At 70.4% G+C, this 25,570-nt stretch carries 21 protein-coding genes; 10 read left to right on the top strand and 11 right to left on the bottom strand.

Features of this window, described 5'->3' with window-relative positions:
- Positions 1-451: 451 nt before the first annotated feature.
- On the bottom strand, positions 452-721 hold the full coding sequence (locus AC3AOF_RS17785) for a hypothetical protein (RefSeq protein ID WP_236989597.1): 270 nt from the start codon (positions 719-721) through the stop codon (positions 452-454).
- A gap of 164 nt (positions 722-885) precedes the next feature.
- Between AC3AOF_RS17785 and AC3AOF_RS17790 the strand changes: the two genes are divergently transcribed.
- From AC3AOF_RS17790 to AC3AOF_RS17805, 4 genes are all read left to right on the top strand, one after another.
- Entirely contained in the window at positions 886-1,395 is a 510-nt protein-coding gene (locus AC3AOF_RS17790; RefSeq protein WP_236989596.1) for a (2Fe-2S)-binding protein, read from the top strand.
- Complete coding sequence (locus tag AC3AOF_RS17795) at positions 1,392-2,447, top strand: FAD binding domain-containing protein (protein WP_488346055.1); 1,056 nt, start codon at positions 1,392-1,394, stop codon at positions 2,445-2,447. Before AC3AOF_RS17790 ends, AC3AOF_RS17795 begins: the two co-directional genes overlap by 4 nt.
- On the top strand, positions 2,440-4,665 hold the full coding sequence (locus AC3AOF_RS17800; protein WP_488346056.1) for a xanthine dehydrogenase family protein molybdopterin-binding subunit: 2,226 nt from the start codon (positions 2,440-2,442) through the stop codon (positions 4,663-4,665). The genes AC3AOF_RS17795 and AC3AOF_RS17800 overlap by 8 nt, the downstream gene beginning before the upstream one ends.
- Positions 4,666-5,148: 483 nt before the next feature.
- Entirely contained in the window at positions 5,149-6,108 is a 960-nt protein-coding gene (locus AC3AOF_RS17805) for a D-2-hydroxyacid dehydrogenase (protein ID WP_488346057.1), read from the top strand.
- A 333-nt stretch (positions 6,109-6,441) separates the two neighbouring features.
- On the opposite strand, the gene AC3AOF_RS17810 is transcribed toward AC3AOF_RS17805, so the two are convergent.
- Positions 6,442-6,852: a tellurite resistance TerB family protein gene (locus AC3AOF_RS17810; protein WP_488346058.1), complete on the bottom strand. Its 411-nt coding sequence runs from the start codon at positions 6,850-6,852 to the stop codon at positions 6,442-6,444.
- A 543-nt stretch (positions 6,853-7,395) separates the two neighbouring features.
- On the opposite strand from AC3AOF_RS17810, the gene msuE reads away from it, so the two are divergent.
- The 5 genes from msuE (at position 7,396) to ssuD (ending at position 11,988) form a co-directional block, all read left to right on the top strand.
- Positions 7,396-7,980 carry an FMN reductase gene (gene msuE, locus AC3AOF_RS17815; RefSeq protein WP_488346059.1) on the top strand — a complete coding sequence of 195 codons (585 nt, stop codon included), beginning with the start codon at positions 7,396-7,398 and terminating at the stop codon, positions 7,978-7,980.
- Positions 7,977-8,924: an aliphatic sulfonate ABC transporter substrate-binding protein gene (locus tag AC3AOF_RS17820; protein ID WP_488346060.1), complete on the top strand. Its 948-nt coding sequence runs from the start codon at positions 7,977-7,979 to the stop codon at positions 8,922-8,924. The genes msuE and AC3AOF_RS17820 overlap by 4 nt, the downstream gene beginning before the upstream one ends.
- 7 nt (positions 8,925-8,931) lie before the next feature.
- Positions 8,932-9,729: an aliphatic sulfonate ABC transporter permease SsuC gene (gene ssuC, locus AC3AOF_RS17825; RefSeq protein ID WP_488346061.1), complete on the top strand. Its 798-nt coding sequence runs from the start codon at positions 8,932-8,934 to the stop codon at positions 9,727-9,729.
- A 31-nt stretch (positions 9,730-9,760) separates the two neighbouring features.
- Positions 9,761-10,588 carry an ATP-binding cassette domain-containing protein gene (locus tag AC3AOF_RS17830; protein WP_488346062.1) on the top strand — a complete coding sequence of 276 codons (828 nt, stop codon included), beginning with the start codon at positions 9,761-9,763 and terminating at the stop codon, positions 10,586-10,588.
- Between the two features lie 236 nt (positions 10,589-10,824).
- Positions 10,825-11,988, top strand: a complete 1,164-nt coding sequence (ssuD, locus tag AC3AOF_RS17835; RefSeq protein WP_488346063.1) for an FMNH2-dependent alkanesulfonate monooxygenase — start codon at positions 10,825-10,827, stop codon at positions 11,986-11,988.
- 59 nt (positions 11,989-12,047) lie between these two features.
- Here the strand turns inward: ssuD and AC3AOF_RS17840 are convergent, their stop codons facing one another.
- The 9 genes from AC3AOF_RS17840 to repA all read right to left on the bottom strand — a co-directional run bounded on the left by AC3AOF_RS17840 (position 12,048) and on the right by repA (position 24,708).
- Positions 12,048-12,548 carry a type II TA system antitoxin MqsA family protein gene (locus tag AC3AOF_RS17840; protein WP_488346064.1) on the bottom strand — a complete coding sequence of 167 codons (501 nt, stop codon included), beginning with the start codon at positions 12,546-12,548 and terminating at the stop codon, positions 12,048-12,050.
- Between the two features lie 66 nt (positions 12,549-12,614).
- Positions 12,615-12,923 carry a type II toxin-antitoxin system MqsR family toxin gene (locus tag AC3AOF_RS17845; protein WP_488346065.1) on the bottom strand — a complete coding sequence of 103 codons (309 nt, stop codon included), beginning with the start codon at positions 12,921-12,923 and terminating at the stop codon, positions 12,615-12,617.
- Between the two features lie 70 nt (positions 12,924-12,993).
- The gene (locus AC3AOF_RS17850; protein ID WP_488346066.1) at positions 12,994-13,287 is read right to left on the bottom strand and encodes a FitA-like ribbon-helix-helix domain-containing protein; all 294 of its coding nucleotides are present in this window, start codon (positions 13,285-13,287) and stop codon (positions 12,994-12,996) included.
- 66 nt (positions 13,288-13,353) lie between these two features.
- Positions 13,354-16,572, bottom strand: a complete 3,219-nt coding sequence (locus AC3AOF_RS17855; protein WP_488346067.1) for an error-prone DNA polymerase — start codon at positions 16,570-16,572, stop codon at positions 13,354-13,356.
- 238 nt (positions 16,573-16,810) lie between these two features.
- On the bottom strand, positions 16,811-18,313 hold the full coding sequence (locus AC3AOF_RS17860) for a DUF6504 family protein (protein ID WP_488346068.1): 1,503 nt from the start codon (positions 18,311-18,313) through the stop codon (positions 16,811-16,813).
- Complete coding sequence (locus AC3AOF_RS17865; RefSeq protein WP_236989583.1) at positions 18,231-18,971, bottom strand: ImuA family protein; 741 nt, start codon at positions 18,969-18,971, stop codon at positions 18,231-18,233. Before AC3AOF_RS17865 ends, AC3AOF_RS17860 begins: the two co-directional genes overlap by 83 nt.
- Positions 18,972-21,115: 2,144 nt before the next feature.
- Positions 21,116-22,249, bottom strand: a complete 1,134-nt coding sequence (locus AC3AOF_RS17870; RefSeq protein WP_488349011.1) for a replication protein RepA — start codon at positions 22,247-22,249, stop codon at positions 21,116-21,118.
- A gap of 198 nt (positions 22,250-22,447) precedes the next feature.
- On the bottom strand, positions 22,448-23,491 hold the full coding sequence (gene repB, locus AC3AOF_RS17875; protein ID WP_488346069.1) for a plasmid partitioning protein RepB: 1,044 nt from the start codon (positions 23,489-23,491) through the stop codon (positions 22,448-22,450).
- Entirely contained in the window at positions 23,488-24,708 is a 1,221-nt protein-coding gene (gene repA / locus AC3AOF_RS17880; RefSeq protein WP_203157413.1) for a plasmid partitioning protein RepA, read from the bottom strand. The genes repB and repA overlap by 4 nt, the downstream gene beginning before the upstream one ends.
- A 245-nt stretch (positions 24,709-24,953) precedes the next feature.
- On the opposite strand from repA, the gene AC3AOF_RS17885 reads away from it, so the two are divergent.
- Positions 24,954-25,565 carry a pyridoxamine 5'-phosphate oxidase family protein gene (locus tag AC3AOF_RS17885; protein ID WP_488346070.1) on the top strand — a complete coding sequence of 204 codons (612 nt, stop codon included), beginning with the start codon at positions 24,954-24,956 and terminating at the stop codon, positions 25,563-25,565.
- Positions 25,566-25,570: the final 5 nt, after the last annotated feature.

Here is a 25,570-nt window from a genome sequence, read left to right on the forward strand (position 1 = left end):
GAGGTGAATCGGGGCCGCGATGGGGAGTCGATACGAGAAGGGCCTGCTGCGCAATCGGTCAGGGTGGGTGGGAGGTATGACTTGCCGGATATCTCGCCGGACACACTGCGGCGCACGACAAGAACCCAAGCGGTCATGGGCCAAGTTTTTAGATCACATGCCCCACCCGCGACCACATCCTGAGGTGCGACTGAAAGGAGCCTCGAAGGAGGGCTCCAGAAGTCGCAGTTCTATCTGGAGCCCTCCTTCGAGGTCAGTCGATCGTTGATCGACCAACACCTCAGGATGATGCCGCGGATCGGAATACCAGGCACGGTGACCGAAACTCGAACTACTCCGTCATGCACCGTGCAGACATACGAAAGCCCGCCCCCGCTTGACGCGGAGACGGGCTTTGACGGCTCGCGAGAGCCAGGGTCCCGAACGGGGCGAACGGGACCCTGTCGCTCGATCAGCGGCCGTAGACGTACGGGGCGGCCGGGGCGTAGCCCGGGGGCACCTCACGAACGATCACGCCGCGCGAGTCGCGCGGATAGACGATGACGCTACCGGTGCTGTCGACGGCCGGGGCACCGCCCGGAGCGCCGTAGGCGCGCTCAGCACCGGCCAGCGGGCCGCCGGCCTGCGAGCCGGAGCGGTTGTAGGGCGAGCCGCCCTGGGCGAAGGCGGGGGCGGCGGCGACGGTCAGCAGGGCCGCGGCGAGGGCGAGGCGGGTCTTCATCGTAAGTACCTGTCAGTTGAGGGGGACCGCGTTGCGGTTTCGCAGCGTCAACCATCCGCCCCGCGAAAGGTTCACTGCGACATGTGCGCTGCCGCACGCGGCCGCACCTGGGCGGTGCGAGGCACAGGATTAGCTTGGAGCGGGTCTAGCCTGGAGAACACCGCATGAGCGTCGACATCGTCCTGACGGTGAACGGCACGAGGCGCACGATTCCGATCCCCGACCCGCGCACGACCCTGCTCGACCTGCTGCGCGAGGGCCTGCACCTCACCGGCACGAAGAAGGGCTGCGACCGCGGCCAGTGCGGCGCCTGCACGGTGCTGGTCGACGGAAGGCGGATCAATTCCTGCCTCGCCTTAGGCATCAGCCTCGATGGGGCCGAGATCCTGACCATCGAGGGATTGGCGGAGAGCGGCCGCCTGCACCCGGTGCAGGAGGCCTTCATCGCCCATGACGGGTTCCAGTGCGGCTTCTGCACGCCTGGGCAGATCATGAGCGCCGTCGGGCTGATCCGCGAGGCGCAAGCCGGCGACGATCCCGAGCGGGTGCGCGAGGCGATGAGCGGCAATGTGTGCCGCTGCGGCGCCTATGCGGGCATCACCGAGGCGGTGCTGGAGGCGCAGGCGGCCATGAACCAGCATCCGGGAGACAAGCGGCAGGGAGAGGCGGCATGATCCCGTTCGAATACGTCCGCGCCACCGACGTGGCGGGCGCGGTCGCCGCGGGTTCGGCGCCCGGCGCGGCCTATCTCGCCGCCGGCACCAACCTCCTCGACCTGATGAAGGGCGACGTCGCCCGCCCGACCCGCCTCGTCGACATCACCCGCCTGCCGGGCCTCGCCGCCGTCGAGCGGCGGGACGACGGGTCGGTCCGCATCGGGGCGCTTTCCCGCAACAGCGACCTCGCCCACGATCCCGCCTTCGCCCGCGCCTATCCGGCCGTGGCGGAAGCGCTGCTGTCGGGCGCCTCGGCGCAGCTGCGCAACGCCGCGACGGCCGCCGGCAACGTGATGCAGCGCACCCGCTGCCCCTACTTCACCGACACGGCGAGTGCCTGCAACAAGCGCGAGCCTGGCAGCGGCTGCGACGCGCGCGGGGGAGAGACGCGGCTGCACGCGGTCCTCGGCTGGAGCGAGGCCTGCATCGCCACCCACCCGTCGGATTTCTGCGTGCCGCTCGCGGCTCTGGACGCGAGCGTCGAGATCGCAGGCGCCGTCGGCACCCGCACGATCCCGCTCGACGCCTTCCACCGCCTGCCCGGCGACGCGCCCGAGCGCGAGACGGTGCTGGAGCCGGGCGAGCTGATCACCGCCCTCGTCCTGCCGCCGGAGGCCTCCGCCTTTGCCGGCCACAGCCGCTACCTCAAGGTCCGCGACCGCACGTCCTACGCCTTCGCGGTGGTCTCGGCGGCGGTGGGCCTGCGGCTCGAGAACGGGCGCATCGCCGAGGCCCGGCTGGCGCTCGGCGGCGTCGCCCTCAAGCCCTGGCGGGCCAGGGGAGCGGAAGCCCTCCTCGCCGGCCGCGCGCCCGACGAGGCCGCCTTCCGGGCGGCGGCGGATGCCGCGCTCGCCGAGGCAAGACCCTCCGGCGACAACGCCTTCAAGATCGAGCTCGCCCGCCGCCTCGTGGTGCGGGCGCTGCGCCACGCCGCCGCCGGCACGCCGGAGCGCCTGCCGGCCCTGCCGGCTTCCGTCTTCGCCCCCACCCCGGAGGCCGCGCATGTCTAGTCCGATCCGTCACGGCTCGAATCTCGGCCAGCCGCTCACCCGCCGGGACGGGATCCTGAAGGTGACCGGCGCCGCGCCTTACGCCGCCGACCACCACCCGCCCGGCATGCTCTACGCCGTGATGGCGGTGAGCCGCATCGCCCGCGGCCGCGTCACCCGCCTCGACGTCGCGGCGGCGCAAGGCCATCCCGGCGTCGTCGCGGTGATGACGCCGGACAACAAGCCGGCCCTCGCCCAGCACCCGGACGAGAAGCATGACGGCTTCACCTTCCGGCTCGACCTCCTGCAGGACGACCGCGTGCGCTACGCCAACCAGCCGGTTGCGGTGGTGATCGCCGAGACGCTGGAGGCCGCGACCGAGGGCGCCGCCCTGCTCGATCCGGCCTACGAGGCGGAGACACCGGCGGTCGGGCTCGATGCGGCGGCCCCCTTCACCCCGCCGGCGATCGGCGTCGGCGATCCGGCCGACCTGGAGACGGGCGACGTGGCGGCGGGCCTCGCCGCGGCTTCGCGGCGGATCGAGGCGACCTACGAGACGCCGGCCCAGTACCACAACGCCATGGAGCCCCACGCCGTCGTCGCCACCTGGGACGGCGACAGGCTCGACCTCGACATGCCCTCGCAGGGCCTCGCCATGGCGCAGGGGCGCATCGCCGGCCTGTTCGGCATCTCGCCGTCGAACATCCACATCCGCAGCCCGTTCCTCGGCGGCGGCTTCGGCTCGAAGGGGATGATCGCCGGACCCCAGGTGCTCGGCATCATGGCGGCCCGCCTCGTCGGCCGGCCGGTGAAGCTCGTCATGACCCGGCCGCAGATGTTCGGCCCGGTCGGCCACCGCGCCCCGACGCGCCAGACCCTGCGGCTGGGCGCCAGCGAGGATGGCGGCCTCACCGCCCTCGACCACGAGACGCTGACCGCGACGAGCCGCTTCGACGACTTCATCGAGCCGAGCGGCGGCGTCTCGCACACGCTCTACGCCGCGCCGGCGCTGGCCACCCGCCATAGGGCGGTGCGGCTCGATACCGGCACGCCGCTCTTCATGCGGGCGCCCGGCGAGGCTTCGGGCAGCGTGGCGCTCGAGGGCGCCATCGACGAGATGGCCGAGGCCTGCGGCATGGACCCGCTGGACTTCCGCCTGCGCAACTACGCCGAGACCGAGCCGGCCTCCGGCAAGCCGTTCTCCTCGAAGGCCCTGCGCGAGTGCTACGCGCAAGGCGCTCACGCCTTCGGGTGGGCCAGGCGCTCGCTCGCCCCGAGGCAGATGCGCAATGCCGACGGTCTTCTCGTCGGCTGGGGGGTCGGCACCGCCACCTTCCCGGCCCTGATGTTCCAGGCCGAGGCGCGGGCGTCGCTCAAGGCCACCGGCGAGGCGTCGGTGGCGATCGGCGCCATCGACATGGGCCAGGGCGCCTGGACCGCGCTCGCCCAGATCGCCGCGGAGGAACTCGGCCTTCCCATCGACGCGATCGACTTCCGCATCGGCTCCTCGGACCTGCCGAATGGCGGCATCGCCGGCGGCTCGGCCCACACCGCCACCGCCGGCACGGCGATCAAGGGGGCCGCCGCCGACGCGATCACCCAACTCGCGGCGCTCGCGACGCAGGATTCGCGTTCGCCCCTCTACGGCGCCGGCAATGCCGGAGTGATCGCCCGCGACGGCCGCCTGGTGCGCCGCGACGACGAGAGCCGGTCCGAGGCCTTCACCGAGATTCTGGCTCGCGCCGGCCGGGACGCGGTCGAGGGCAAGGGCGCGGCCGGGCCCGACGCGGCGCGGGAGCATTACGCCATGCACGCCCACGGCGCGGTCTTCGCCGAGGTGACGGTCGATCCCGATCTCGGCCAGATCCGGGCGACCCGCCTCGTCGGCGCCTTCGCGGCCGGGCGGATCATCAACCCGCGGCTGGTGCGCAGCCAGTATTACGGCGGGATGATCTGGGGCGTCTCCTTCGCCCTGCACGAACAGGCGGTGATGGACCCGCGCTCGGGCCGGCCGATGAACGCCAATTTCGCCGAGTACCACGTGCCGGTGAATGCCGACGTGCCTTCCCTGGAGGCGATCCTGGTCGAGGAGGAGGACCCGCACGTCAACCCGCTCGGCATCAAGGGCGTGGGCGAGATCGGCGTCACCGGGAGCGCCGGGGCGATCGTCAACGCGATCTGGCACGCGACCGGCAAGCGGGTGCGCAAGCTGCCGGTGACGCTCGACAAGGTGCTGTAGGGGGTTGAGCAGGGCTCGGAGCCTCCCGCCGAGGCTCCGGGCCCATAACCCATCTCCCCGCCGCCACGGCGCAAGGCTGTCCGGGTAAAGAAGAGGCGCGGACCTCCCCTCTCCCCGCGGGCGGGGAGAGGCCTGAGCTCCGAAGGGGCTCAGGGAGCAGCGAACCGCAGGTTCGCCGCGAGGGTGAGGGGGTGGTTCCGGAGGAGCCTCATCCGGAGATACCCCCTCACCCTCGCTCCGGCTGCGCCTCCGCTTGCCGACGACACGACAAGGTGTCGTCGGCCCTCTCCCCGCCCGCGGGGAGAGGGGAAACCCGCGCATCAATTTCCATCGGACAGCCCTGCCCCATGGCAGGAGAAAAACCCACGCCCCCACGGCCGGGTTCACCGCCTAGCGGCCTCCTTTCGGATCGGCCCGACAGCTTGCCTCGGCCGCATGCCCGGTGTGAACTCCGGCCCCCCGAGAACCCCGAGCCGCCTGCCGATGACCGCTCCCGCCCGTCCCATCGTCCTTGCCCACGCCGCCTACCGCCTCGGCGACGCCTACGCCGCCAAGGGGGGGCCCGAGCCCTTCGTCGAGGTGCGCAGCCTGGAGGCCCTGGAAGCGGCGGTGGCGGAGGCCGAGGTGCTGGTGGTCTCGGGGCTCTGGCGCCATTCCCTGCTGGAGCGGGCGCCGCGCCTGCGCTTCATCCAGTCGGTCAGCGCCGGCACCGACCAGTTCCCCAAGGAGGCGTTGCGCGAGCGCGGCATCCGGCTCGCCAGCGCGCAGGGCGGCAACGAGCGCGCGGTGGCCGAGCACGCCCTCGCGCTGATGCTCGGCCTCACCCGCCGCCTGCCCGAGGCCCTGCGCCACCAGGCCGCCGCGACCTGGCGGCCGATGATCGCCGATCCGGCCGGGCGCGAGCAGGAACTCGGCGGCCGGACGCTGCTGGTGATCGGGCTCGGGCGCATCGGCACCCGCATCGCCCGGCTGGCGCAAGCCTTCGACATGCGGGTGATCGGCCTGCGCCGCCGCCCGCTCCAGGCCGGCGACCCGGTCGAGGCGGTGTTGTCCCCCGACCGGCTGCACGAGGCATTGGCCCAAGCCGACGTGGTGGCGCTCGCCTGCCCGCTGACGCCGGAGACCGAAGGCCTGATCGACGAGGCGGCGCTCGCCGCGATGAAGCCGGAGGCGCTGCTGATCAACGTCGCCCGCGGCCGGGTGGTCGATCAGGACGCCCTGGCCCGGGCGCTGACCGCGGGACGGATCGCCGGCGCCGGCCTCGACTGCTTTCGCGACGAGCCGCTGCCCGCGGCGGCGCCGTTCTGGGCCATGCCGAACGTCATCGTCACGCCGCACAGCGCCGGGGAGACCAGCCTCTACGAGGGCCGGGTGATCGACCTGCTGATCGAGAATCTCGGGCGGCTGCGGCGGGGGGAGGAGCTGGTGAATCCGGTGGTGTGAGGCGCCAGCCTCGGGGAGCGTCTCTGTCGCCGCCGAGGCTCATGCACACACAACGAACCGTGCGCGTCCTCCTCTCCCCGCGGGCGGGGAGAGGGCTCCGGCGACCCCGTCGTCGACGGAGCGAGCCGCGAACCGCAGGTTCGCCGCGAGGGTGAGGGGGTGTTTCCGAAGGAGTCTCACTCGTCGAGACCCCCTCACCCCCGCTCCGGCTTTCGCCTCCGCTTGCCGCGTCCCCTGAACGGTGACGCGGCCCTCTCCCCGCCCGCGGGGAGAGGAGAGACCCGCGTCTATCCCGGAAGCCGGGTGGATCAGACCCGCCCGCCTCCCCCACCCTCACCGGTCCAGCACCGCCCGGTCGTTCTTCGCCACCAGCGCCCGGAAGTACGGGGTCAGGTCGTTCTCCGACAGGCCGAAGGCCTGGGCGAACTGCATGATGAGCTGCTGCTCGCCGGCTTCCGCCTCGCCGTCGGCCATGGCGCTGTCGATCATGTTGAGGATGATGCAGAGGCGCTGGTCCGGGCGCAGGCGCGGCGCGGCGTCGGCCAGGAACTGGGCCGGCTGGGTGGCGCGGGCGTATTTGACGGCGGATTCGAGGTGCTGGCGGGTGGTGTTGCGGCCGAGCACCGACATCAGGTGGCCGATCTCCTCCGGGTCGATCTCGCCGTCGGCGCCCATGCAGTAGATCAGCGACACCGCGAGGCAGGTCCGCGGCGTGAGGTCGAGCGAGGTCTGCGACTTGAACATGTTGAACATCGTCGGGGGCCCCTGGCAAGGTGCTCTGGTGACAGGCTGAAGCGATCTGTCAGCAGGCGTTCGATTACCGCAACGACGCGGCGGTGTCGATCGTCCGCGCTCCTGTCGATCGCGAGTATTTTTCCTCGATGCCATCTTCCATTAGCCAGGCGAAATCCCCATATGGCGGCCGCGTTAACTTCATTACGTTTGAATTCATGATTTAATCCACAATCAATTCTTGAAAATTTGGCATGCCATGGGGGGGCAGGTGAGCGGAGGCGAGCGATGGCATCGGTCGCGCTCCCACGCCGGCCGTCACTGACACATCAGCATATCCCCCGATCGGCCTACGATCTTTCTCATGCATCGCCGGGAACGAAATCGTATCTTCTCTCTTTTGTCGTTGTTGTAGCAGGATCAACTCCCGCTATACGCCCATTTGAAATCTCATTTCATTGACTGATCTCGGCCTCGGTCGCATCGTAGGGACATCGAGCACGGCGGCGGCGACACCCCGTCCGCGCCCCGCCCCCGACCATCGGATCGACCTCCATGACGCGACTGCGCCTCGTCGGCTTCTCCGCGAACATCCAGCGGCCCTCGAAGACCCGCACCCTGGTGGAAGCGATCGCCGCCGAGGCGGCCGTGCGGCTGCCGGTCGAGGTGCGGATCTTCGACCTCGTCGATGCCGGCCCCGGCCTCGGCGGCGCGCTCTCGCGCGATCAGCTCTCCCTGCCGGCCCGCCGCCTCGTCGAGGCGGTGGAGGAGGCCGACGCCCTCGTGGTCGGCACCCCCGTCTACAAGGGCGCCTATACGGGCCTGTTCAAGCACCTGTTCGACCTCGTCTCGCCGGACGCTCTCGCCGGCAAGCCCGTGGCCCTCGCGGCGACCGGCGGGGGTGCGCGCCACGCGCTGGTGGTCGAGCACGCGTTGCGCCCGCTCTTCGGCTTCTTCACCGCACTGACGGTGCCGACCGCAATCTACGCCTCCGATCCCGATTTTCGCGACGGCGGCCTCGAATCCGCGGCGATCCGCCAGCGGGTGGCGGAGGCCGGCAGCCAGCTCGCCGGCCTCGCCGGGGCCCGGGCGGCGCAAAGTCCCGCTCCGCTGGCCCGTGTCGCCGGAGGCGTCCGGTGATCGACCGTCGCAGCTTCCTCGCGGCGGCGCTCGCAGGAGCCGCCGCCCTGCCGGCTCGGGCCGCGAGCGGCGATACGCTGCGCATCGGCTACCAGAAGAACGGCATCCTGGTCGTCGCCAAGCAGCAGGGCGCGATCGAGGCGAGGCTGAAGCCGCTCGGCGTCGGAGTCACCTGGGTCGAGTTCTCGTTCGGGCCGCCGCTCCTCGAGGCGATCAGCCTGGGCGCCATCGATCTCGGCCAGACCGGGGACGCGCCGCCGATCTTCGCGCAAGCCGCCGGGGGCCCGATCACCTACGTGGCGGCGCAGGAGGCCGCGGGCTCGGGCGCGGCGGTGCTGGTGCAGAAGGATTCGCCCATCCGCACCCTCGCGGATCTGAGGGGCAAGCGCGTCGCCTTCGCCAAGGCATCGAGCGCGCACAACCTCACCATCGCGGCCCTGGAGAAGGCGGGGCTGACCTACCGCGACATCGAGCCGGTGACCCTGGCGCCGGCCGACGCCGCCGCGGCCTTCGCCCGCGGCAGCGTCGATGCCTGGACGATCTGGGACCCGTACTTCGCCATCGCCGAGATGCAGCCGACGACCCGGGTGCTGGCGCTCGCCACCGACATCGCCAAGCCCAACACCTTCTTCCTCGCCCACAAGACCGTCGTGGCCGAGCGCGCCCCCGTGCTCGACGCGGCGCTCGGTGCCCTCGGCGGCGTGGCGCGCTGGTGCGAGGCCAACCGGGGCGAGGTGGCGGCGCTCCTCTCGAAGGGCACCGGCGTGCCGCTCGCCGCCACCCGCCGGGCGGTCGACCGCACCGACTACGTCATCGGCCCGATGACACCGAGCGCCATCGCCGAGCAGCAGCGCGTCGCCGACCGCTTCCATTCCCTCGGCCTGATCCCGCGGCCGATCCGGATCGCCGATGCGCTCCGCGCGCCCGTCTCCCAGAACGGCTGAACCCGTCATGTCCACGCGTCCCCTCGCCCTCCCCTCCCCTGCCGCCGCGGCGCAGCGCCTCGCTCCCTGGCTCCTGCCGGCCGTGATCCTCGTCGGCTGGCAGATCGCCGGTTCGGCCGGGCTGGTCTCGACCCGGCTGATGCCTGCCCCCCTCGATGTCGCCGCCGCCGGCTGGCGCCTGGCCGAGACCGGCGAACTCTGGACCAATCTCGGCGTCAGCTTCCTGCGGGCGGCGAGCGGCTTCCTCATCGGCGGCGGCATCGGCTTCGGCCTGGGGCTCGCCAATGGCTTGTCGCGCCTGTCGGACCGGCTCACCGACACTACCGTGCAGATGATCCGCAACATCCCGCACCTGTCGCTGATCCCGCTGGTCATCCTGTGGTTCGGCATCGGCGAGGAGGCCAAGCTCTTCCTGGTGGCCCTCGGGGTGTTCTTCCCGATCTACGCCAACACCCTGCACGGCATCCGCTCGGTCGATCCGCAGCTGGTCGAGATGGGCCGGATCTACGGCATGTCGAAGCCCGAACTGTTCTGGCGCGTGGTGCTGCCCGGCGCCCTGCCGTCGATCTTCGTGGGCCTGCGCTACGCGCTGGGCATCATGTGGCTGACCCTCATCGTCGCCGAGACGATCTCGGCCTCCTCGGGCCTCGGCTACATGGCGATGCAGGCGCGCGAGTTCATGCTGGTCGACGTCGTGGTGCTGGCGATCCTGATCTACGCGCTCCTCGGCAAGGTCGCCGACCTCCTGACCCGCCGGCTGGAACGCGCCTGCCTCGCCTGGAACCCGGCCTATCGCTCGGCCTGATCCCTCGCTCCCGCTTCCAGGATTCGTCACCATGATCGCCAGTACCCTCCGCCGCTTCGAGGGCGTCGCCCCCGTCTCCCGCCCGAGCCTGCGCCGCGACGTTCTCGATCGTGAGATCGCCCGCGACCGGACCGCGACCGGCCTCGGCATCACGCTGCGCGGCCTGTCGAAGTCCTTCGACGGCGGCCCGCCGGTGATCGACGGGCTCGACCTGCACATCCCGGCCGGCCAGTTCGTCGCCGTGGTCGGGCGCTCGGGCTGCGGCAAGTCCACCCTGCTGCGCCTGATCCTCGGCCTCGAGACGCCGAGTGCCGGGCGCGTGGCCGTCGAGGGGGCCGAGGCCCCGCGCCGGATCATGTTCCAGGAGCCGCGGCTCCTGCCCTGGGCACGGGTCCTCGACAACGTCGCGGTGGGTCTCGGCCGCGGCGGGCCGGCGGCAGAGCGGCGGGAGCGCGCGGCGGCGGCGCTTCACGAGGTCGGCCTCGCCGAGAAGGCGGGGCAATGGCCCGCCACCCTCTCGGGCGGCCAGCGCCAGCGCGTCGCGCTCGCCCGCGCCCTCGTGAGCCATCCGGGGCTGCTCGCCCTCGACGAGCCCCTCGGGGCGCTGGACGCGCTGACCCGCATCGACATGCAGGCGATGATCGAGCGGATCTGGCGCGCGCAGGGCTTCACCGCGCTCCTCGTCACCCACGACGTCGCCGAGGCGGTGGCGCTCGCCGACCGCATCCTGGTGGTCGAAGCCGGCCGCATCGCCCTCGACGTGCCGGTCACGGTGCCCCGCCCGCGCCGCCGCGGCGATCCGGATCTCGCCGCCCTGGAAGGGCGGATTCTCGATCATCTGCTGGATGGACGGGGCTGACGAAGCCGCCGACGCCGACAAGCTCGTGCTCAGACCCGTATCCCACCCGCGAACCTCATCCCGAGGTGCGACTGCAAGGAGCCTTGGAGGAGAGCTCCAGAAATCTCCGCGATTCCTGGAGCCCTCCTTCGAGGCCAAGCGATCTTCGATCGCCCGGCACCTCAGGATGAGGTTCGCGGGTGGGATCATTGAAAAACTGCCGCCGAACAGGCGCCCCTCTTTCACCGGAGTTCCCCATGACCGGCCAGACCGACGTCCTCTGGTTCCTGCCCACCCACGGCGACGGCCGCTATCTCGGTGCCCAGGAAGGGGCGCGCGCCGTCACCCTGCCCTACCTGCGCCAGATCGCTCAAGCCGCGGACGAGCTCGGCTATTTCGGCGTGCTGCTGCCGACCGGGCGCTCCTGCGAGGATTCCTGGGTCGTCGCCTCGGCCCTGGTGCCGCTGACGCAGCGCCTGCGCTTCCTGGTGGCGGTGCGGCCGGGCCTGCAATTGCCTGCCACCGCCGCCCGCATGGCCGCGACCCTCGACCGGATCTCGGACGGGCGGCTCCTCATCAACGTGGTGACGGGCGGCGATCCGGTGGAATTGCGCGGCGACGGCGTGTTCCTCGGCCATGACGAGCGCTACGCGGTGACGGACGAGTTCCTGCGGGTCTGGCGCGGCCTCCTCTCCGGCGAGACCGTGACCTACCAGGGCGAGCACCTGCGGCTGGAGGACGGTCGGCTGATCTTCCCACCCGTGCAGAAGCCCTATCCGCCGCTCTATTTCGGCGGCTCGTCGCCGGCCGGGATCGAGGTCGCGGCCGAGCATTGCGACGTCTACCTGACCTGGGGCGAGCCCCCGGCCGGGGTGGCGGAGAAGATCGCCCGGGCCCGCGAGGCGGCCGAGAAGCGCGGCAAGACCTTCTCGTACGGCATCCGCCTGCACGTCATCGTGCGCGAGACCGAGTCGGCGGCCTGGGAGGCGGCCGAATCGCTGATCTCGCGCCTCGACGACGCCACCATCGCCAAGGCGCAGGCGACCCTGGCGCGCCAGGATTCCGTCGGCCAGAGCCGGATGATGCAGCTCCATGGCGGCCGGCGCGACAAGCTCGTGGTGTCGCCGAACCTCTGGGCCGGCGTCGGCCTGGTGCGCGGCGGGGCCGGCACAGCCCTCGTCGGCTCCCCCGACCAGGTCGCCGACCGGATGAAGGAATACATCGATCTCGGCATCGACCGCTTCATCCTCTCCGGCTACCCGCACCTGGAGGAGGCCTACCGCTTCGCCGAGCTGGTCTTCCCCAAGCTCCCCTTGCGCAAAACCACCGGCCGGGAGGCGACGAACGCCCGCAACGACGGCCCGTTCGGCGAGGTGATCGCCAACGACATCGTGCCGTCGCGGGGGGTGTCGGCGCATTGAGGAGTGCGCTCCCCGTCGCCGATGCAGGAGCAGCCTGTTCGGCGACGGGACCAAGTGGCTCAGGGAGCCGGCGTGGCCAACTTCGACGCAAACAGCCCCTCATAAAGTCGATCGACCGCGACCGCCCGCAGGGCGGTGCGGATGAGTGTCGCGTCGCTGACCGACGGCGACGCGGGCTCGCCGCGCGCGGGCTTCTCGAACAGTTCCGGATGCTGGATCGCCAGCTTCAGCAGCCGCTTGGTCGGCTCGGACGGGGTGATCTCGCCGCTCTCGTATTTCTCGAACGACTTCTCGCCCGTGCCGAACAGCAGCCCGGCGTCCCGCTGCGACAAGCCCAGCCGCTCGCGGAGTGCCCGGAAGACGACCGGCACGAACAGGGTTTCTCCGCGGGCCAGCATCCTCGCCGTCCGCTCGGCGAGTTCCGCGACCTGGTTGTCCTCATCGACCAGCTGGCCTTCCTCGTCATCCGGATCGGTCAGCGAGCACCACCAGCCAGGCTGCCTGTAGGTGAAGACCTGCCCATCGATCTCGATCGACAGCGTCTTCTCACCGCGCGTCATGAGGCGACCGCTTTCCGCGCTCGGCATCGTCTCGGGGTAATGTCTCGGTGTTTTTCTTGCCACGACTCATGCCTCCTTGAAGCTGATCAGCAAAAATTCTCCCACACTGTCGGTCGTGAACTTGACGTAGAGAGTTCGGCTCTCATGCACCGGTTTGTAGACGTCCTGCCAAATTTTATGATCGACATGAGATGTCATGGACTTGTCGAAATCGGAGATCCGCAGAGCCTGCACGATCGCGACCAATTCCGAATCGCCGATGTTCAACGCGAAGGCTCCGCGCCGGGAGACCGAGGAACGGTTGAGCCGTGCCGGATCGGCGAAGGCTGCCTTGATCGCGGCGAGGTCGTAGTGAGGCTTCTGCTTCTCGGTCATAGCAGCCCAAGGCCCCACCATAATGGGGGTAAGAAGCGGTGCGTCAAGCAGACCGCGCTTGCCTTTCGCATCAATCCGTCAGCTCGCGCAGAGCGCAGCGGCGGCGCTTCATGATCTCGTGCGCCCTGTCCCTCTGCTGCTTGATCGCGACCGGCGGATGCGGCTCAAGCTCGACTCCGCCGAGCGGCACGAAGCGGCGGCGGATCGCCTCGGCCAGGCCGACCGTCTCACGCGGGGGAGACACCACCGTCTCGGCGAGGATCGCGCGCGCCTCCGCCTCGATGGATCGGCCGTTGCGCGCGGCGCGCAGGCGTAGCGCTTCTTCGACTTGGATGTCGAGATTGCGGATCGTGAGCGTAGCCATGGCCGACTCGCGTAAGGGCAGGTCGGAAGTGTAGCGTAGACGATCGAGATGCGGCAGTGCCGCCCCTCACCGGAAATCCCGGCTCCCCACCCGCAACGGCCGCGCCGCTCCCCGGGCATCCGCACCTCCGCGCCGCGCCTCGTCGCCCCGTCCGCCATCGACCGCCAGCGGCTCACCCGAATCCCCCGCCACCCGGCCCAACAGGTCCGAGCGGTCGATCAGGTGCTCGGCGACGAGGTGGATCACCTCGCCCTCGCGCTGCACACGGCCGCGGGCGGCCATCAGGCCGGCCTGGAGGATCAGGGTGCGCTGGCGGGTGAACAGCGAGGGCCAGATGACGAGGTTGGCGGTCTCGGTCTCGTCCTCCAGCGTGATGAACATCACCCCCTTGGCCGAGCCGGGCTTCTGGCGCACCAGCACCAGCCCCGCCACCGTTACCCGGGCGCCGTCGCGCAGGCGGCGAAGGACCGCGCAGGAAGAGACGCCGTCGCGGGAGAGTTCGGCCCGCAGGAAGGCGAGCGGATGGCGGCCGAGGCTGAGGCCCGCAGCCCGGTAATCCGCCACCACGGCGGCCCCCTCCCCGAGCGGCGCCAGGCGCACCGGCGGCTCGGCGAGTTCAGGGACGGGGGCGGCATCGCGCCGGTCGGCCGCCGCGAAGAGCGGCAGCGGCTCGGGGGCAAGGCCGCGGATCGCCCACAGGGCCTCGCGCCGCCCGAGGCCCAGGCACGCGAAGGCATCCGCGGCGGCGAGACTCCGCAGACCTTTCAGCGACAGCCCGGCCCGGCGCCACAGATCCTCGACCGAGCGGAACAGGTCGGCCTCGCGGGTCGTCGCGATCCGGGCGCCGTCCTGGTTGGGCAGCCCCCGCACCAGCCTCAACCCTAAGCGCACCGCCAGCCTCCCCTCCCCCGCCGGCTCCAGGGTGCAGTCCCAGCGCGAGGCGTTGACGCCGATCGGCCGCACCTCGACCCCGTGGGCCCGGGCGTCGCGCACGATCTGGGCCGGGGCGTAGAAGCCCATCGGCTGGGCGTTGAGGAGGGCGCAACAGAACACCTCGGGATGCCGGCACTTCAGCCAGGACGAGGCGTAGGCGATGAGGGCGAAGGAGGCGGCGTGGCTCTCCGGAAAGCCGTAGGAGCCGAAGCCTTCGAGCTGGCGGTAGGTGCGGGCGGCGAAATCCGGGTCGTAGCCGTTGGCGATCATCCCGCCGATCAGCTTCTCCTCGTAGAGGTTGATCGTGCCGTCGCCCTTGAAGGTGCCCATGGCCCGGCGCAGCCCATCGGCCTCAGCCGCGGTGAAGCCGGCGGCGACGATCGCGACCTGCATCGCCTGTTCCTGGAACAGCGGCACGCCGAGGGTTCGCTTCAGCACCGCCTTGAGGGCCTCGGTCGGGTAGGTGACCTCGTCGAGCCCGCGGCGCCGGCGCAGGTAGGGATGGACCATGTCGCCCTGGATCGGGCCCGGCCGGACGATCGCGACCTCGATGGTGAGGTCGTAGAGGTCCTTTGGCTGCATCCGCGGCAGCATCGCCATCTGCGCCCGGCTCTCGATCTGAAAAACCCCGATCGTGTCGGCCTTCCGGATCATCGCGTAGGTGGGTTCGTCGTTCGGCGGGATGTCGGCGATCTCCCGCGGCGGGCCGGTCTCCGGCCGGTGCTCGGCGAGCAGCGCAAAGGCCCGGCGCAGGCAGCCGAGCATGCCGAGGCCCAGCACGTCGACCTTCATGAACCGCAAGGCTTCGATGTCGTCCTTGTCCCACTCGATGATCTGGCGGTTCTCCATCCGCGCCGGGACCACCGGGCAGAGCCGGTCGAGCCGGTCGAGGGTCAGGACGAAGCCGCCGGGATGCTGGCCGAAATGGCGCGGCGTGCCGATCAGGGCCCGGCCGATCTCCAGCGTCAGCCGTAAAGCGCGCTCGGACAGGTCGAGGCCGAGCGCCTTGGCCTCGCGCTCGCCGACGCCGTCGCGCGACCAGCCCCAGACCAAGCGGGCGAGCGCCCCGGTGACGTCCTCGGGCACGCCCAGCACCTTGCCGACCTCCCGCACCGCGCCGCGGGCGCCGTAGCGGATCACCGTGGCGGTGAGCGCCGCCCGCTCGCGGCCGTAGGTGGCGTAGATCCACTGGATCACCTCCTCCCGGCGCTCGTGCTCGAAATCGACGTCGATGTCGGGGGGCTCGTCGCGGTTCTCGTTGATGAAGCGGGCAAAGAGCAGGCCCTGCTCCACCGGATCGATGGCGGTGATGTGAAGGCAGTAGCAGATCGCCGAATTCGCCGCCGAGCCGCGGCCCTGGCACAGGATGCCCTGAGACCGCGCGTAGCGGACGATCGCCTCGACGGTGAGGAAGTACGGCGCGTAGGCCTTCTTGGCGACGAGATCGAGTTCGTCACCCAGCTGCTTGCGGACCGCGTCGGGCACCCCGGCCGGAAAGCGCCTCGCCGCCCCCTCCCAGGTCATCGCCGCGAGCCGCACTTGCGCCGGGCGGCCATCGTCGCCGGCCTCGTCCGGGTAGGTGTAGGTCAATTCATCCAGGGAGAAGCGGCAGGATTCGGCGATCGACGCGGCCCGGGCCAGGGCCTCGGGATGGCGGGCGAACAGGCGCGCGGTCTCGTCAGGGTCGTGCAGGTGGCGCCCGGCATGGCGCTCGCGGGCAAAGCCCGCCGCCGCGATGGTGGTCTTGAGGCGGATGCAGGTGACCACGTCCTGCATCATGCGGCGCTCCGGCACATGATAGAGCACGTCGCCCAGCACCACGGTCGGCACCCGGGCGGCCCGGGCGAGGCCCGCGATCCCCTCCAGCCGCAGGTGATCGTTGACGCCGAAGCGGCGCGACAGGCCGCAGGACAGGTCCCGGCCGAAGATCGCCTTCAGGCGGCGCAGGCGCTCGGTCAGGGCGTCGTCCGGCCGGTCGGCGGGCAGCACCGCCAGGAGGCCCTCGCTCCACTCGGCCACATCCGCAGTTGTCAGGTGGCAACCGCCGTTCGGCGCCCGCTCGCGCGAGCGGCCGATGGTGAGGAGGCGGCAGAGCCGGCCATAGGCCTCCCGGTCGGCGGGATAGACCAGCAGGCTCCAGCCTTCCGCTAGGTCGAGCCGGCAGCCGACGATCAGGCGGCAGCCGGTGGTGCGGGCAGCAGCGTGGGCCCGCACCATCCCGGCCAGCGAGTTGCGGTCGGTGACCGCGAGCGCCCGGATGCCGAGGAGAGCGGCGGCGGAAAAAAGTTCTTCGGGCGAGGAGGCGCCGCGCAGGAACGAGTAATGGGTGGTGACCTGGAGCTCGACGGTCATGGGGAGCGCGACCGGCTGACGACGGCCGTATCGCCGTCATCCCTTCTCTTCCACGCCGCGACCTCATCCTGAGGTGCGACTGAAAGGAGCCTCGAAGGAGGGTTCCAGGGATCGCAGCGATGTCTGGAGCCCTCCTTCGAGGCTCCGCGATCTGCGATCGCTCCACACCTCAGGATGAGGTCGCGGGTGGGATGAAATCCAGCGGCCGGAGACGGCAAGCTTCGAGGGACCGGGCGCATCACGCCTCCCCCAGCCCATGCAGCCACCAGCGCGCCCCGTCCCGCGTCAGGGAATCGCGGAACAGCCAGTAGCGGGCGCCGGTCTCGTCCTCGACCCGGTAATAGTCGCGGGTGGCCGAGATCTCGTCGTCGGACAGCCACCATTCGCCGAAGATGCGCTCCGGCCCGTCGGCCCGGGCCACGCGGCGGCGGGTGCCGCGCCAGGTGAAGGCGGAGGGCGGCGCATCGGGAAGGGCGGCCAGCACCGCCACCGGCTCCGGGGCCGGCAGCAGCCGGCCGGGGCGCGGCAGGTCGGCGGGCCAGGTGATGCCGGTGGCGGGGCTCAAGGCCGCGACCCGGCGCACCGCCCGCTCGGGCCATTCGCTCTCGACCGGAGATCGGCGAAACACCCGGCCCGGCCCGAGGCGCAACACCAGCCGGTCGACCAATTCGGCCATCGTGTCCGGGTCTGATTCCGCGCCGGGTGCCGCGAGCTGGCGCGCGTCCAGGCGCTCGACCCTGGGGGCCGAGAGCCGCGCCTCGTCGAGGCCGTGGCCGGGATCGATGGTGGTCAACCGCTCGGCGAGCAGGCGGGCGAGGTGGCGCGAATCGCGGCTCGGCCGGGCGGTGCCGACGCTGACCGACTGGTCGAGCCCGTCGACGCGGCGGAATACCAGGTCGAGCCGGCGCGCCCCGAGCCCGTGCCGGGCGAGGGTGTCGGCGAGCATCGCGGTCAGCCGACCGGCTACCCGGGCCAGCGTCTCGGGCGCGCCGATCGGCTCCGCGAAGGCGAGGCGCACGGTGTGCTCGACCGGCGGCGCCAGATAAGCCAGCGGTTCGGGGGCATGACCCAAAGCCTGGGCGAGGCGGCGGGCGGGCGCCTCGCCGAAGCGCAGGCGCAACGGGCCGCTCGGCTGCTCCAGCAGCTGTCCGACCCGCGCGATGCCGAGCTGGCCCAAGCCCGAGACGGTGTCGCCGTCGAGGCGCAAGGCGCGGAGCGGCAGGGCGAGGAGCGCGTCCCGCTGGCCGCCGGGCGGCAGCACGATTTCGGGGCCGAGGCAGCGGGACGCCGCCCAGGCGGCGCCGGGGGTATCCGCCAGCGCCGCCCGGACCCGGTAGCCGGCCCGGCCGAGGCGGCGGCGCAAATGGGCCAGCAGGGCCGCCTCGCCGCCATGCAGGTGGGCGGCGCCCGCCACGTCGATCCAGATCCCGTCCGGCGGGTCGGGGGCGACGAGGGGGGCGTAACACAGGCACCAGGCCGCGAGACGGCCGAGCGCCGCGGCGTCGCCCTCCGGATCGGCGGGGATCACCGTGAGACCCGGCACCATGGCTTGCGCCTGGGCGAGAGCGAGGCCGGGGCGCAGTCCGAGAGCCCGGGCGGCGCGGTCGACGGCACCGACGACCCGGCGCGGGCCGTCCTGGGCCACAGCCACCAGCGGCTCATCCGGCGGCGGCCCGCCGTGCCGGCGCCGCCACAGGTCGGTCGGCCAGGTCGGCAGGAACACGCAGATGACCCTTCGCATCGGGAGCCTCGAGGAGCCAGGTGCGGGGCTCGGCGCCCCGGGCGCGCAGCAGCGCCACGGTCCAGCGGGCCCGCGACAGGCCCGGCACGGAAAGAGCGGCGGAGGGCGCCGCGGTGACGCCCCAGCGGGTCGCGGCGGCGTTGGGCTCCGGGACCGCGCCGCCCCGGCGGCGGATCACCAGGGCGAGGCCGCCGCTGCCCTCGGCGGCGAGCTGGAGCCGCCGCGACGGGGTGAGCCCGAGCCGGGCGACCTCGCCGACCACCGCCGCGAGGCCGCGATGGCGCAACCCCTCCTCCATGGTGGGCAGCACCTCGGCCTCGCGCCGGGTCTCGGCGTAGAGCACCCGATCGGGATGGAGGCCGACCGCGGCGAGGCCGGGGGCGAACAGGTCGCGGCTCGCCAGGCACCACAGGACCGGACCGGGGAGCCGGGCGAGGATCGCGGCGGTGAACAGGGCTGCGAGCGCCCCCTCCCCGTCCACCGGTCCCGCCGCCAGCACCTCGTGCACCGCGCCGAGGCGCAGGCCCCCGCCCGGAAGGTGCGCGTCGAGGTCGGCGACGCCGAAGGGCAGGACCGGACGGTCCGTCCCCTCGGGCGCCAGCCCGCCGATCCGCTCGCGCAACGCCGCGAGCTGCCGTTCCCGCTCGGCCTGCCGCATCTCATGCCCATCACCGAACCGAAACAACAACTCGTTCTTGTTTTGTTCGGTTTCATGAGCGTGTCAATCGGGGCTGTGGATGGCCGGGCCGTCAGAGCCTGTGAAACCCGGGTGCCTGTTGACGGCAGCGGGGATAGCGGGGTCGGCGCGGCCGGGAAAGCCCGGGATCACAAGGGGATCGGGTGGGAGCGCGATGCGGGATGCGGGCGGGCATAGCCGTTGGACAACGCTGCAGAAGCCGCCAGGAGCGCCGCTGAGCTGGATTCGAGGCCGGCGGGTGCCGTATAACGGTCGTGGGGCGCGACGGGCCTCCACGGGCCTCCTGGCGGAGAATCCGGAGTTTGCGGCTCGTCGGAAGTCGCCCTCGGATTCGGGGCCATGAAACCGGGGTCGTTCGGGAGTGCCTTTCGGCCTCGCGCGGCACGCCGAGTTGCCTACGCGGCGCCATCCGCGATTCACACAGCTTTCCAAGCTGTTAATCGGGGGCCTGCGCCGAGTAACCTACGCCCCCACGCCGAGTCGCCTTCGCCGACCCCCCGATTCCGCGCAGACCTGCCTACGCAGATGCGCCGAGTTGCCTGCGCGAATGCGCAGACCAGCCTACGCGAATGGGCCCTAACCCCTTGCAGGGTTTGATAAAATCGCGGCCCCATATAATACCCATATAGCTCTACGGATTCAGACTCGGAATCTAGATTCAGAATCTCTCATAAAAAGGCTTTTCGAGATCAGGAGTTAGGAGCTTTTCGGGGTGAGCGGCGTGGAGGCGGCGCCTGAGGCCGTCAGCAGGATCGGAGCCTGAGCCCCCTCCCCTGCCTCCCAGAGTCTTGGACGCCCGGGACCGAGTCGGAGACTCCGGGGCAACGAGTCCTCGTTCGACAAAGCCCAGATCAGCCGGAGTCGTTTCCCCGTGGAAGAGTCGAGGCGAGGCTTGAGTCGGTGGAACCGACTCGCCTGTACGCTGGCTGATGATTCGCCGTCCCGATCCGGGACTCTGCCTCGACTCTCGGCGCATGATCGGAGCCCGGCAATACTTTGTCGTGACTCCCGGAGCCGGCCGGACGAAGGGTTACCGATGGGCTGTTTGGTCGCGCAAGAGCGTAGGCAATTCGGCGTGGAGTCGTTCACGTCCCGTAGGCAGGTCTGCGTGGGCAATGCCAGGCGAAAGACATGGAATCTCAATGGGGAAGCGGGAGATTCGGGAGGCTGGCCGGCCGTGGGGCGCGTAGGCAATTCAGCGTGGCTGGATGTGCTCCCGGCAGTAGCGGGGCGTAGGCAACTCGGCGTAGGGAGGCCGGGTGCAATGTTGTGGCTGGGTAAGGTGTCTGGATATTTTATTGATTGATATAACGATAAATATCCATCGCACCTGTAATATACCGATTTATTTTGTAATACTCATTCGCGCATTGCACGCACATACAAGATGAACGTCTCGCAATCGACAGATAATAGACCATCCACGTCATCCCGGGACTCGTCGGAGACGAGAACCCGGGATCCATAACCGCTGACGAGTCCGGAAAAGGCGGCCAGCGTTCCGCTTCACCCTGCATCGTCAGCAGTTATGGATCCCGGGTTCCGCTGCGCGGCCCCGGGATGACACCGAGGCACGGGACACGACAGCGGCGTGAAGGCTGCCGGCATGAAGCTGTCCCACCCTCGACCTTATCCTGAGAGCCTGTTTGAGCAGGATTTTCTACTAAGGACTTGAGGCAAGTGGCATCATCCTACCCTCTAAGCTCATCCTGAGGTGTTAGCCGATTGAAAATCGGCTGACCTCGAAGGAGGGCTCCAGTTAGCTCGGAGACTTCTGGAGCCCTCCTTCGAGGTCAGTCCATCAAGGATGGACTGATACGAAATCCGGAAGATCCCTTCCGGATTTCGTATCACGAGCCCGCGCGGCGCCTGAGCGAAGCCGATTTCCGCATCGCGAAGCGATCAGCCGGAAATCGTATGACACCTCAGGATGAGGTGGTGGGAGGGAGACCCTTGTTATCGTCGTGCAGGGCGTGAAAACGTCAGAGATGAAAAGAAAATAATCCTATCAACAGTCATGACAAACACAACGCCGTCTCGGCGCTCACACGCGCACCGTCACCCGCCGCCGCGACCCCCCTCCCCTCGTAGGCAAGTCGGCGGAATCAAGCCCTTGCCCGGGCTCGCTTATTCGCGAGCGCCGCCTTCGGCGGCACCAGCAGGTCCTTGGGATCGGAGGGCAAGAGCTGCATGCCGCCATCGTCGAGGGTCAGGCGCAGACGCGGAAACACCTCGGTGAGATGGGCGACGTCCTTGCGGAATTCCTGGCGGAACGAGCGGATCGAGCCGTTCTCGCTGCCGAATTGCTTGTAGAGGTTGTCCCAGGTGAGCCGCAGGGGCCGCTCCAGGCGCGAGAGCCGGTAGCCGACCCAGAACAGGAGGTCGAGCTTGCGTGCCGACCCGGCAAAGGCGCGGGCGGCGCGGATGTCGACCGGCAGGGCGTGCTGGATCAGGTTGTCGTAGAACTCGCGGTGGAAGGTGATGGTCGAGGACCATAAGAGGCCCTGGTCCGGGTGGTTGTGCAAAGGCAGCCACACGTCCATCTGGCGAAACGGCGGCACGTTGAGAGTCGAGGCGCGGGTGCCGTCCCACAGGCCGATCTGCATCGAGCAGGCGGCGAGCCGGTTGAGCTGCTCCTTGAACTGCTTGAGCGTGCCGCGCTCGCCGCCGGTGACCGGAAAACCCATGTCGCGGATGAAGCCCGACATGCTCTGCGCCACCTCGACCTTGGGGCTGCGCTGGCGCACGGCTTCCGTGCAGAGATGCAGCAGCAGGAGCCGCGCCTTCGGGCCGTAGGGCAGCCCCTGCATCTCCATCTCGCCGGTCGACGGGTTGATGAGCCGGCCGGCATTGATGGCGAGCGTGTTGCGGCCGTATTCCCGCGAGACGTTGGTGACGCCCTTCGGCTCGCGATACGGCAGGCCGCAGAGCGCCAGGACCGAGTGGATGTGCTGGATGTTCTCGGGCGCCGCGGGCTCGTTCTCGATCACCTCGCGCACCATGTCGCGGCGGCGCGCGTTGCGGGGCAGCCGGGCACGCTCGGCCGCGGCCTCGGCCTTCAGCTCCACCAGCTTCTCGCGCGCTTCGGACTCGGCGTCGCGCTTGGCCTGGCTGGTGCGCACGAAGGCGAGCGTCGCCTTGTAGGCGACGCTGCCGCGCGCCTTCTCGACGATCTCGATCAGGTCGGGGTCGCGCACGCCCTCGACCGGTTCGAGGACGGGTTGCGGCGGGGTCGTCATCTCCACCAAAGGGCTCCGCACGGGGATGCGCGCCGTCGGGGCGTGCATCGTGACTCTGCATGGCGGAGTCGTAACGCGCGAAACCCGAATCGGCAGAGTCCAAGTCTGCCGATTCCCGAAGCAGAGCACCAGATTCCTGTGAATCTCTGTGTCTAACCGGCGAGTCTTCGACTCGCCGGTTGCGCATGGGATCGAACCTTAATCGGTCTCGTCGCGCGTCTTCGACTCGGCGAAGGCGGCGTAGAGCTGGGGAAGACTCTGGATCAGGTAGGCGGCGAAGTCCGGCTCGACCGTGTCGTCGACGGTGAGCTGGGTGCCCTGGCGGCCGCGCTCGATCCGCACCACCGGCCGGCCGCCGAGATTGGTCCAGACCGCCGGGGTCGGCGCCGGCCGCGGCGCCGGTGCGGTGAGGCCGGCGAGCAGCCGGGCGAAGCGGTCGTCGGAGGATAGCTGCGAAAAATCCGGCGCCGCCAGGATGCGGGCGACCACCTCCCCGGCTCCCTCCCGGGCCAGAGCCTCGACGAGCGCCGTCCAGCGCGGCCGCCCGGCCTTGGGCGCCGGACCCAGAGCCGCCACGACCTCCGCCGGCACCGCCCGGCCGATGCCGATCAGGCGCGACAGCTGGGTCTTCTCGACGGCCAAAGCCGCCATGATGGTGGCGCGGTCGAAGCCGCGATCCTCGAGCGCGATGGCGAACAAAGCCCGCTCGATATAGCTGAGATCGGCCCGGGCCGAGTTCTCCTGGCCTTGCGCGACGACCAGATCCTCGTCGGTGAGCGCCTTGACCACCGCCCGCACCGGCCGGCCGAGCTCGGCCGCCGCGCGCAGGCGGCGATGGCCGTAGGCCACCTGATAGCGTCCCTCCGCGCTCGGATGCGGCCGCACCAGGATCGGCACCTGCTGGCCGCGCTCGCGGATCAGCGCCACGAAATCCGCGTGCTCCTGCGGGTCGCCGGTGAGGCGATCCTTGACGAAGGACCCATCGATGAGGCCCGGGTCTATCTCGACCACCCGGTCGCCGGAGGCGACCATGGCGCGGGCCTCGGCCGCCGCGCTGGCGATGCGCCCGAGGCTGCGGCCCATGGCGCCGACGGCGCCGGAGCGCACCAGGGGGCGCGGCGCCTCGGCGGGCGTCTCCACCGTCTCAGGCAGGTTGCCAGCTGGCAACTCCGTTTGCGCGTCTTGTTGCGGTTCTTGGGAACGGGCGCTCAAGGCCGCGCGGAGGGCATCCTTGCGCTTCATGCCGGCACGCGTCCCCAGGCGCGGTGCATCAGGGCCTCGATCTCGCCGTTCACCCCGTCGAGCGCCTCGATCGCCCGGTCGTAGGTGGCGCGGGTGAAGCTCTCGCGGCCGATCTCGTAGAGCGTCTGCTTCGACAGGCCGGCATCCGAGATCGCGGTCGATTTCAGCATCAGGTGGGTCAGCACCCGCTCGCGGAACAGCGAGCGCATGAAGCCGACCATCTGGGTCTGCGGCGCGTCCGACGGCTCGTAACGAGTCACGACGTAGCGCAGGAAGTCGTAATCGAGGTCGGCGCCGGCCTCCTGCACCACCCCGAGCAGGTCGGAGGCCATCAGCAGGAACTGGCACATCGACATCACGTCGAGCATCTGGGGATGCACCGTCACCAGCATCGCGGTGGCGGCGCAGAGCGCGCCCAGCGTCAGGAAGCCGAGCTGCGGCGGGCAGTCGAGGATCATCACGTCGTAATCGTCGGCGACGCTGCCGAGCGCCGTGGCGATGCGGCCGAAGAACGGCTCGGCGTTGCGATCGGCCAGCACCCGCGGGGTGTCGTGCTCGAACTCCATCAGTTCGAGGTTGCCGGGCACGAGGTCGAGGCCCGGGAAGTAGGTCTTGCGCACCACCTCACTCAGCGGCTTCTGCTCGTCGTCGTGGCGGATCGCGGCGTAGAGGGTCTGGTTGGGGCCGACGTCGAATTCCGGCTGGTAGCCGTGGAGCGCGGTCAGCGAGGCCTGCGGGTCGAGGTCGACGGCGAGCACCCGGTAGCCGCGCAAGGCGAGGTACTGGGCGAGGTGGGCCGCCGTTGTGGTCTTGCCCGACCCGCCCTTGAAGTTCACCACCGCGAGCACCTGGCAATGCTCATCGCCGGAGCGGTGGGGCACGTAGCCCTTCGCCTTCGGGCCGTCATCGAGGAGCTGGCGCAGCTCGTTGATCTGGTCGAGCGTGTAGGAGCGCCGGCCGCCGGGGCCGATCTCAGGCTGCGGTCCCTTGCTCGCCAGCGAGAGCTGGCGCAGGTAGCCGTCCGCGACCCCGATCAGCTTCGCCGCCTCGCCGGAGGAGAACGAGCGCAGCAGCTTGTGCGAGGCCGGCGGGAAGAGGGTGCGCCGCAGCGCGTTCAACTCGTTCGACAGGGCGCCGCCATCGTCGGCGATGATCCGGGTGATCGAGGGACGGTCGGAGATCGCGGCTCTCGCCTGCTCCTGCGGCTGATCGGGCATTTACGGCTTCCAGGCGAATTGCGGAGAAAATCCGTAAGACGATGCCAGCGTGGCCGTGGGGACGCAATCGGTTTTTGGTTAAGATCGATTAACCATCTCGGGACGGACGGAAAGTTGCCAGCTGGCAACCGCGACCCGGCCTGTGCCTCGGTGAGGGAATCTCACGCATGGGTGCGATCTCCTCGATGGTCACCAGCCCGTCGATCGCCTAACCGAGCCACGAGCCTCACGCGGGAGACGGGCAGATGGCGACCCTGGAGACTGTGGCGGACCTGGAACGGGTCTACGGCGCGGTCGGCGAGGCCTCGACCGCGAAGGTCGCCGACCACATCACGCCGCATTATCGGCGCTTCATCGAGGTCGCGCCCTTCGCCGCCCTGGCGACGAGCGGCCCGGAGGGGCTCGATTGCTCGCCGCGCGGCGACCGTCCGGGCTTCGTGAGGGTCGCCGATCCGCGCACGCTTTTGCTGCCCGACCGCCGCGGCAACAACCGGATCGACAGCCTGCGCAACGTCGTGCGCGATCCGCGGGTCGGGCTGATGTTCCTGATCCCCGAGATCGGCAATGCGCTGCGGATCAACGGACGCGCGGTGATCGACGACGATGCGGCACTCTGCGCTTCCTTCGCCGTCGAGGGCAAGGCGCCGCGCACCGTGATGGTGATCCGGGTGGTCGAGGTCTATTTCCAGTGCGCCCGGGCGCTGATCCGCTCCGGCCTGTGGCGGGACGAGGCCCGGGTCGATCCCAAGACCCTGCCGACGCCGGGCCAGATCCTGGCCGAGATGAGCGAAGGCCGCGTCGGCGGCGAGAGCTACGACGCGGCCTGGGCCGAGCGGGCAAAACAGACGATGTGGTGACGAAA

The organism is Methylobacterium sp. 142-1Y, assembly GCF_057747795.1.